The 8962-nt window shown below is 58.9% G+C and carries 8 protein-coding genes and 1 pseudogene; 7 read left to right on the top strand and 2 right to left on the bottom strand.

Annotated features, from left to right (window positions below):
• Positions 1-409: 409 nt before the first annotated feature.
• Positions 410-535, bottom strand: a complete 126-nt coding sequence (locus PMX21_RS09450) for a hypothetical protein (protein WP_255413117.1) — start codon at positions 533-535, stop codon at positions 410-412.
• 639 nt (positions 536-1174) lie between these two features.
• Here PMX21_RS09450 and PMX21_RS09455 point away from each other — a divergent pair.
• From PMX21_RS09455 to PMX21_RS09485, 7 genes are all read left to right on the top strand, one after another.
• Positions 1175-2473 carry a tyrosine-type recombinase/integrase gene (locus tag PMX21_RS09455; RefSeq protein WP_271759234.1) on the top strand — a complete coding sequence of 433 codons (1299 nt, stop codon included), beginning with the start codon at positions 1175-1177 and terminating at the stop codon, positions 2471-2473.
• Positions 2474-2585: 112 nt separating this feature from the next.
• Positions 2586-3314 (top strand): hypothetical protein, encoded by a 729-nt coding sequence (locus PMX21_RS09460; protein WP_271759236.1) that lies wholly within the window; start codon positions 2586-2588, stop codon positions 3312-3314.
• A 79-nt stretch (positions 3315-3393) separates the two neighbouring features.
• Positions 3394-3636 (top strand): hypothetical protein, encoded by a 243-nt coding sequence (locus tag PMX21_RS09465; RefSeq protein ID WP_215694404.1) that lies wholly within the window; start codon positions 3394-3396, stop codon positions 3634-3636.
• Positions 3636-4532: a DnaB-like helicase C-terminal domain-containing protein gene (locus PMX21_RS09470; protein ID WP_271759237.1), complete on the top strand. Its 897-nt coding sequence runs from the start codon at positions 3636-3638 to the stop codon at positions 4530-4532. Before PMX21_RS09465 ends, PMX21_RS09470 begins: the two co-directional genes overlap by 1 nt.
• 3 nt (positions 4533-4535) lie before the next feature.
• The gene (locus tag PMX21_RS09475; RefSeq protein ID WP_271759238.1) at positions 4536-4886 is read left to right on the top strand and encodes a plasmid mobilization protein; all 351 of its coding nucleotides are present in this window, start codon (positions 4536-4538) and stop codon (positions 4884-4886) included.
• Complete coding sequence (locus PMX21_RS09480; RefSeq protein WP_271759239.1) at positions 4883-6799, top strand: type IV secretory system conjugative DNA transfer family protein; 1917 nt, start codon at positions 4883-4885, stop codon at positions 6797-6799. Before PMX21_RS09475 ends, PMX21_RS09480 begins: the two co-directional genes overlap by 4 nt.
• A 9-nt stretch (positions 6800-6808) precedes the next feature.
• Positions 6809-7747, top strand: a complete 939-nt coding sequence (locus PMX21_RS09485) for a relaxase/mobilization nuclease domain-containing protein (RefSeq protein ID WP_271759240.1) — start codon at positions 6809-6811, stop codon at positions 7745-7747.
• A 523-nt stretch (positions 7748-8270) separates the two neighbouring features.
• On the opposite strand, the pseudogene PMX21_RS09490 reads toward PMX21_RS09485, so the two are convergent.
• Positions 8271-8962: pseudogene (locus tag PMX21_RS09490) on the bottom strand (hypothetical protein); the annotation flags it as partial.

Raw genomic sequence — 8962 nt, forward strand, 5'->3', positions numbered from 1 at the left:
TCACCGTATTCCAGGTTCCCGGACGCCGGGCAGACTCGCTTCGGTTCGGGCGCTACACCAACTTTCTCGACACTACCCTTTAGGAGATATGATTTAATGCTACCCCCTACTATTCATCAAGCATCATTGAACACCATATAACTGCAGATAAAAGGCCCACTTTGCTTGCGTCCTACTGCTGGGCCTTTCATGAAAATAGGGACACCGAGCGCAACGCGTTGCGCTGAGTCCTGAGGCTGTTGCAATGAAAATGAGAATCAAGGCTTCGATAGCAGGATGACAACGCGGGCACAATTTGATTTTTGAAATATGGACGAATTCCTCGTCAGGAGGGTAAAATGATGCCGACGGCAGCCCAAGTTGTGATGAGCTGGGCAGAGCCGTTGCTTAACGAAGTTAGGTCATCGTCTTAGCGACGGTGGCCTTTCTTTTTGGGCTTCGAACCCTGCTTGAGTGCCTTGGAAAGGCCGACAAGGGCCGTGAGGAGCGAGACCATAGCGGTCAGGAGCTTCACGAGCTCGGTGAAATCGGTCATGGGCATCACCTCCCATCGGATGGAGGGCTCTGCCCGGCACGAGGACTGCCGACAGCGAGGATGATTTTATCAGAGTGGTTGGCCCTCTCCGATCAATTCACGCTCCTCACCCTCGCGAAGAGTGCGGGCATGGCAGAATCGGCACTAAACGGCAGTGCGTTAGGGCACCGACGACGAGCTTTCAAAACTAGCAAGGCGTATCGCCGTTGCGGTACCGGGATCGGCAAATCTCTGGTGTCCCCCGGGCGGACTCGAACCCCCGCGGGGAAATTGGTGACGCGGGTGTCGACGGCCCGAATCCGCCGGCGGCCCCCACAAACCAGAAACGGCGCCGCTCTCGCGACGCCGTCATATTCCCTGGTGCCCCCGGGCGGATTCGAACCGTCGACACCCGCTTTAGGAGGTCATGGTCATTTACCTTACCTGGGCAAATGCAATTTTGCCCTATTATATATATTCGCAGGTAGATTAGCTGTTTTTGAGTTTCTGCTGGTTCTTATTAGAATTCTATTTCACCTCTTTTTCACCCCTAGCAGTTGCGTTTACGGCTTGCAGGGGTGAAAAGTTTACGTTAGGCTCGGGGCCGAGGCCCTCAAAGCCCCGGCCCCGAGCCTAACGTAATCCCCTTGGAGGACACTTTTGGAAACCAGAATCAAACCAACCGCAAAGGGAACATCTGAGCCCATCAAGGGAAAGCCCGGCTCATTCAAGATTTACTTCTCTCTTGGGAGAGACCCGAACTCCGGAAAGAACGGCAGCAAAGTTAAGTATCTCAAAACACCCAAGAGGACCATCCATTGCAAGAGCAAGAACCCGAAGAACTGGCCTAGCGAAGTCGCAAACGCTCTCAACGAGTACCGCGAGGAACTTGAGAGCTATGAACCATCTAGAGATGCTCCGAGCACCGTAGCGGCATATGCCGAATCCTTCCACGTGCTCCGAGAGAGCTCATTCGGCTCCCCTCTCTCATATGAGCGAGAGGGATACGACGTGCGACACATACGCGAACTGTTCGAAGACGTGCCCCTAGCCGACCTGAGGCCCGACGATGTTAAACGCGCCTACGCTGAGGCCCGTTCAAATGGAAGGTTCACCGACGCCGAGATCCGTCGCATTCACGTCAAGCTTAAGCAGGTCATGCAAGATGCCCTTGAGAACGAACTGATTGGCCGCAATCCTTGCATCGGCATAAAGCTGCCGAAACCGGACCTGCGAGCACGAAACTTTCTCCCTCCCGATGAGCTCCCAAGATTCACTGAGTGCTTGCTTTCCGAGCCGATGGGGCCCATGACCGTCTGCACCATGCTTATATTTCACCTCGGGCTGAGGAAAGGCGAGGCTTTAGGGCTCAGCTGGCTCGATTACGACCCCGAAGCCATGGAGCTCCGAATCGTCCGGCAGTACACCAGCGACAAGACCTTGAGGCCCCCGAAATCGGAGATGAGCAGACGCATTCTCTCCATAGACAAAGCTCTGACCGAGTATTTAGACAAGTGGAAGACTATGCAGCGCGACATATTCAGACGTCGCGGGTTGGAACAAAAGGATACCGACCCCATCGTCCACGCATTCAGCGTTGGAAAGGATGCCGACGGTTTCCGCAGCATAAGCGTCACCAGACCAAGCGGGCACAACTACTCTCGATGGTTTAGGGACTTCTGCGTCGATAACGGCTATGGGACTTATAGCGATGTGACGAAGCAGTTCATGCGAGACGGCAAGCTTCATACGCGCGGCACTGGTTACTCAGGACTTGTTCCCCATGGCCTCCGTCACACCGCCGCGACCGCTCTCGTGGCGAGCAACGTCGATTTAAAGACCGTTCAGGCGCGAATGGGCCATGCCTCCGCAAGCACAACGGCTAATTTCTACACCCATGCAATCAGGGCCAATGACCGAAACGCAGCAGAAGTCTTTGAATTGCTGTCATCTAAGTAATGGCTAGTTTACCTCGATGTTCACTATCTCTTCATACGGTGGGCTACTACTAGGGCTACATGCGCCGTCTGATGGTATGATGATTGCAGACAAACGATTGGAGGTGAATAAAATGGTCTATAAGAAGAAGGCCGAGAAGCGTATCCGCATACCCGAAAACCTCAAGACCCCCTTCTCACAGATGGTCTCCGACGAGGCTTACCTTCGAGCGACCGATGAGTCAAAAGCCATTATCGGCCTTGTCTTTGACGAGGTGCTTCCCTCCCCGGCATTTCCGAGGGACAGGATGCTCGACGTCTACAGCGGTAGTGGTCTGTTTGCGAGCGTCTCGGACGTTCTGCGTTCGAACGTCACTGGCGCGACGGGAACCGTCGCCCACGGCGGCTATAAGCCCATTGTCGAGTTCGGTTTCGAGCTAATCCACGAGAGGCGTTGTGAGACCGCGCTCTTTACCAGCGCGATGGACATGCCGCACCTTCGCCGCTGCTTTGATTCCGTCATTGACTTTATGGAGCACAAGGTTCCGCGCGATCCCTCAGACCCCTTTGTCGATTACGAGACCGACAGGGCGGTGAAGTACGGCCGCGCCCTGATGGACGAGGCGTCCACCAACTATAACCGCGCCCCCGTTGTGGCGCTCGTGCGCTTCGCCATCGAATATTTTGACGAAATCGGCCAGCTGAACGCGACATGCGCCTATCTCGCCGACGCCTTCTCCGCGCTCGAAGAGAGCGTCACGACCTCTGCCGCAGACTGCGGCAACCAGCACGTACTCCCGGATACCCCGGAGTTGCGTCGCAAATGGAGCAGTCTTCTTGAAGAGGTTTGTTCCGACTGGTAATAAAAAACGGCACCCGACTCCCCTCTCTTAGTCGCCAAACCTCGAAGAGGAGCCGAGCACCCCAAACAAGGAGTTTATCATGCATCTTGCAGATGACCCCAAGGTTGACGCCATTTCCGCAGGCATCAACCTTCGTCGCACTGGTCCCAAGCGTATCTTGAGCCGTCTCGATGTTCAGATTCTCACCGGCATTGGCCAGTCGAGCGCCATTAAGCTCATGAAGTCGACGCACCATTGCTTCCGCATCGCCAACCAGTATTTTGTCATGGAAGAAGACCTCATCGCCTATTTCAGGACTTTGGCTGAAGAGGCGAACGAGTAATGCAGTGCCCGGCCCCCAACCCTCTCGTTTTCGAATCCGATAGGCTCGATGAGCACCTCAGCGCCCTTAGGGGTGACCAACCTATCGCCCTCTTCGGGCTCAAGGCCCTTAACGACATCCTCGGCGGAGTCCATCCCGGGCTCAATTATGCCATCGGCACCGGTCCCGGCAGGGGCAAGACGACCTTGGCCTTGCAGGAGGCCGACAAGCTTGCGAACGACAGTCACCCAGTAATCTATGTCTCCGCCGAGCTTCCCGCGCATAAGCTCTTGGAGAAGAGCCTTGCACGACTCAGCGGAGGCAAGCTTGCCCTTTCCGAGGTCGCGGACGCGGCGGCGGCAGACCATCCCAAGCACGAGGCCTTCGAGGCTGCTCTCGACAGGTATCGCAGCTGTATCGCCCCGAATCTCTGTATTACCGGCCCGTTGAACACCGTTGAACTCTCGAACCTCGTTGGGCTGATAGCACGTGAGCGCAACGAGGCCCCTATCGTTTTCATCGACTATCTCCAACTCCTCGCCTGCGGTATCACGGCGGGACAGCAGTTCATCGACGAGCGCTTGGCAATCACAGCGTGCGTAAAGGGCTTGCGCGAAATATCAAACCTCTACGGCTCGCCAGTCATCGCCCTGAGCTCGACCACGCGCGAGTCCTACAAGTCTGGCAAGTCGAGCAAGCCCAACCTCGGCATGTTCGGCGGCTCTTCGACGGTCGAGTACAGCTTCGACTCCGTTCTTTTTCTTGCCGACGATGACGGAAAACCCGACTTCCCTTTTGAGGCCCCCGCGAGCGGCACCCCGCTCAAGCTCGTTGCCCTCAAGAATCGCTACGGCACGTTAGGCGAAGCTCGGCTCGACTTCGACGGAGCCCACGCTACCTTCCTCGATAGGGGCTAGGCGATGCGCGGCACTAGCAGGACCGCGCATATCAACGTTCGTATGACCGATGGAGAGCGGGCCGAAATCGTGGCCCGCTCTTCCTCTTTCGGCATGCCCCCATCAACGTTTTTGCGCGAGGCCGCCCTCCGAATCGGCGAGAAGCCCGTCAAGGTCGCCGACGAGTCGACCCTCCGGCAAATGCTCGTCGAGATGAAGCGGCAGGGCAACAACCTCAACCAATCTATGCGCTCCATAAACGCCTATGGCATCGACCGGCAAACGGCCGTCCAGCTTGAAAACGCCGTCCAGTTGATATCGAGCACAGCTTCCGAACTCTCAACCCTTCTGTCGAAAGCAAAGGAGCGGCTATGAAAAGCAAGATGTTCACCGCCCTCATATCATCCGTCTTCATTGCATTCCTCGTCTGCCCAATCCTTGCCGCCCCTATCGGCGATATTGCCTCCGGGATCATGCCCGACGCGTCAGCCCTCCCCTCTGCGCTCGATGCGGCCACGGTTCTCGGCTGGTGGCTCTCGGGCGCATTCATCGCCCATATCACGGGGACCGTCCTCACCTTCCTCCTCACGCTCTGCATCTGCTCCCTCGTTGCCTATTCGAGCGCCCTCAACTCGCGTGCCGACGATGGCGGCGTGCTCGGCAATGCTTGCATCAAGACGGGCCGCAATGCGGTGAAAGGTTCGATTACATGGGACGGCTCGGCTAACCCCTCTTCACGCGGGTTCGTCTACGGGTTCACCAGATGGCTCGGCAAACCCTGCTACCTCTTCGAGCCAAAGAAGATGGTCTATGTTTCCGGGTCCACTGGCTCTGGCAAGTCCCGCTTCCTCTACCTGCCCTCAATCGATTTGCTCTCGTACGGCGACGGCGCAAACGGCTCCGAGCCCGCGACCCTCGTCGTCTCCGACGTCAAGAACGAGCTCATAGAGCTCACGGGTGACGAGCTGGCCCGACGCGGCTACAACGTCCTCCTGCTCGACACGCAGCGACCCTATCGAGGCCAGAGGTTCAACCCGCTCAAGCAGGTCATCGACCTCCACGCCGAAAGCCGCGACCAAGAAGCCGAGCAGGCGGCTGACACCATTGCGGAGCTCGTGGTGCAGGATGACGAGAACGGCAAGGGCTCGCACTGGACCGCATCCGCGCGGGGCCTCCTGTCTGCCCTCGTCTTGCTGGTCTCCATGTCCGATGAATGCCCCAAGGAAGCAAAGCACCTTGCGACCGTCTGCGAGGTGCTGGACCGTGGCACCGAGGCAGAGGGTGACGACCCGGCCGAGCCACTCAAGAGCGTTTTCCGCGCCCTACCAAGCAGACACCCCGCTAAAAACAGAGCCTCGCAGTTCGTCTCCTCGGGCGGCAACGAGCTCAGAAGCATCCTCTCGACGCTCAAGGTGGCGCTGCGCCCGTTCTCGTCGGCCCCAGTCGCATGGATGACGTCCGGGTCCGACATCGACCCTCGCGCGGTTCTTGAAACCAAGAGCGCCGTATTCCTCCATATGCTCGACGAGGGCTCGCCATACAACTGCATAGCGGCGATATTCCTCTCCCAGCTCTGGGAATCCGTCCAAATCGTCGCCGATTCCAACGGCGGAAGACTTCCGCGCCCCGTCCAGATTCTCGGCGACGAATGGGGCAACCTGCCCCGCATCGAATGCCTGCCCGCCCTCCTTTCGCTTGGAAGGTCGTTCCAGATTTACTGGACGGGGGCAACGCAAGATATATCCCAGCTTAATAAATACGGAGAGAGGGACGGACGGAGGAAGATTCTCGCGAACTGCGGCGTAAAAGTCGCCATGAAGCTCGCCGAGGAGGAAGACCGCCGATACTTCACGGAGCTCATCGGCAAGACCACCCGCCACACGCAGGGCACGAGCAGCAGCAAGGCGGCGTCGGGTTCGTCGGCATCGACCTCCTACAGCGAGAGCGCAGACGACGTGATACACGCGTGGGAATGGCGCGACATGGCCCCGGACAGGGACGGGATAATCGTCGTCAAGCACGCGGATAACGGAATACCCGCCGAGCGGGCCGGGGTCTTCCGCTCACCCGTCGCCGATTGCACCAAGACGCCCACGAAGGAGCACTTCGACCTCGGGACTCCGGAGCACGAGGCGGAGAAGCGCCGTGCCTATCAAAAGCAACTGGACGAGGCCGCTGCCGAGAAGATGGGCGAACGCGTCGGCCTCTGGTGCCCCAAGTGGCCCGAGCCGAAGAAGAAAGCCGAGATCCAGTCGACCGGCAAATTCAGCGGCCTTTCGCTCGACTAGGGAGGACCCATGACAGCGATTAAACAGACAAGCGTGTGCAGCGAGAAGCACCTCTCCCGCCTCAAGGACTATCTCTCATGGGACAGGGACAAAGCTCTCGCGCACGACACGCAGAACATCATCAGTGAAGAGCGCTGGTTCCAAGAGATGGCAGACACGAGGAAGGCCATGGGGCATGACAAGCCGGGGAAGGCGGGGGCGAAGTGCACCTACATGCAGCATCAGATACTTGGTTTCCTCCCCGACGAGTGCGACCTCAACGGCGGGAAGATGACGCCGGAGATGTGCATGCGATACGCACGCGACTACGTGGCCGAGCGCTATCCGAACCAAGAGGTCGTCATAGTTCTGCATCGCGAGCGCTGCCGCTCCGACGACACCGACCGCTATGCCGTGCACCTCGGCATCAACCGCAGCGACCTTGAGACGGGCAGGAGGCTCGACGAGGGCCCCGCACGCAAAGCCGCTGCCGCACGCGTGAAAACCGTTCGCACCTTGGACGAAAGGTATGGGCTCAAGCAGCTTGAGCGCGGCAAGGCCAACTCGCGCGTCCACGCGAGACAGCCGGGCAGGGAGGAACGCGACATGGCCCGCAAGGGGCAGGCCGAGCGCTCCGAGAACGCCCGCGTCCGCGTGGCGGTCGCCCGTCGCGTCGAGGAGGTCGGACGAATGAGGGACTGCCCCGACCGCATGGCCGAGCTCGACCGGCGGCTCAGGCGAGACGGCATCGAGCTCGCGAGGTCGAAGGGCGGGAGCCTCCAGTACCGCTTCTTCTCGAAGGCCCTCGGGGCCGTGCGGAAAGTCAACGGCGGCAGGCTCGGCTTCGCGGTCGACCGCTCAACCGGCCTCGTCGTCCGCTTCACGCTGCGCGGGATCGCGACGGCGATGAGGGCGTTCTGGGAACTTGAGCGCAAGTCGTGGGAGAACCAGAACGGGCGAGGGGACTGAGCGCTTGGGCCGGGACGCAACAAGCGTCCCGGCTTATTATTGGCGGGAGCGACTTCGGAGCGGTTCGCCCTCCGCCGCAGGCGGCAAGATGATTCCGTGCAACGGAATCCATATCTTGCCTGCACGGAGCGAGCCGGTTGCCGAGGCAACGCGAGCCCGGGCAGGTGAGCGCCGGTTGAGCCGACGCCGAGGAGACGCGACCCATGGGGAGCGTCGCACGACGGTGCTCGGCGACCCGGCGCGAGAGGCCCCGTCCGGCGAACGGCGGAGCGATGGCGACCTCTGGAAGCCATCGAGCGCAGCCGTTCGGCGGGCGGGGCCGGTGTGAGCGGAGGCGGACGGAAACGCGATCCTTGGGAGCGTTGCAGGAAGCCGTAGCGAGAGCGACGCCACGCGTCGCGGGGGTCCCGCTTATGGGCGGGACCCATCGGCCGCAAGGCCGATCGATGAACATTAAGAAAGCCCCGGTCAAATGGCCGGGGCTTTCCTTTCCTGAAATAGACGATTGCTTTGCTCTTTCAAGTTACTTCGTGGCACCGCAAGAAGAGCACTTATACCCAGTGGTCACAGTCTCATCCCATGCATCGCGCACCTGCACCTGCTCGTCATAGGCCGCTTGGTCGGTCACGGTTTCATAATACCCCTGCTTTACAGTCACATAGGTAGAGTGATAGCTTCCGCAATTACCACCATTCATAAGAGAGTTGTTAATATGCCCCCAAGGGTCAGACGTGATATCCGCACCGCACTGGTTGCAGATATAGTGTTCCTCCGTCACCGCGTCATGCCATACCTGATGCGTCACCGCGTCGTGGTGGACGGTCTTGTACTGAGCGTCGTGATGGACGGTTTTTGTCTGGGCAACCCAGTTGTGCTGATGCGCCGGGGTGTCATCCTTTTTCGATGAACTGCCTGAATTGGAGTTTGAGCCGGAGTTGCTGCTGTTGCCGCCACTCGGCTTGCTATCGGATTTTCCCTCGTCTTTCTTGGAGGATGAATTGCTCTTGTTTCCAGAATTATCGGAGCTGCCTGTGGTCTTCCCATTATCCTTCTTGGAGCCGTTGGATGAACCTGAATCGCTCTTCTTGCTGTCGGAAGTTTCCGGGGTCTTCGCGTCGGACTTCTCTTCCTTGGCGGACTCCTGAGCCTTCTCGGTCTCCTTCTCGACGGCATCGGTATCGGCGTTCGGGTTCTTCTTGATGTTGTCCTCGAACT

The sequence above is a fragment of the Collinsella aerofaciens genome, assembly GCF_028209885.1.
GTDB classification, from domain to species: Bacteria; Actinomycetota; Coriobacteriia; order Coriobacteriales; family Coriobacteriaceae; genus Collinsella; species Collinsella aerofaciens_BA.

Coding starts and splice junctions, on each gene's coding strand:
- PMX21_RS09450 (WP_255413117.1), bottom strand. CDS start 535: ATGACCGATTTCACCGAGCTCGTGAAGCTCCTGACCGCTATGGTCTCG.
- PMX21_RS09465 (WP_215694404.1), top strand. CDS start 3,394: ATGCATCTTGCAGATGACCCCAAGGTTGACGCCATTTCCGCAGGCATC.
- PMX21_RS09470 (WP_271759237.1), top strand. CDS start 3,636: ATGCAGTGCCCGGCCCCCAACCCTCTCGTTTTCGAATCCGATAGGCTC.
- PMX21_RS09475 (WP_271759238.1), top strand. CDS start 4,536: ATGCGCGGCACTAGCAGGACCGCGCATATCAACGTTCGTATGACCGAT.
- PMX21_RS09485 (WP_271759240.1), top strand. CDS start 6,809: ATGACAGCGATTAAACAGACAAGCGTGTGCAGCGAGAAGCACCTCTCC.
- PMX21_RS09460 (WP_271759236.1), top strand. CDS start 2,586: ATGGTCTATAAGAAGAAGGCCGAGAAGCGTATCCGCATACCCGAAAAC.
- PMX21_RS09480 (WP_271759239.1), top strand. CDS start 4,883: ATGAAAAGCAAGATGTTCACCGCCCTCATATCATCCGTCTTCATTGCA.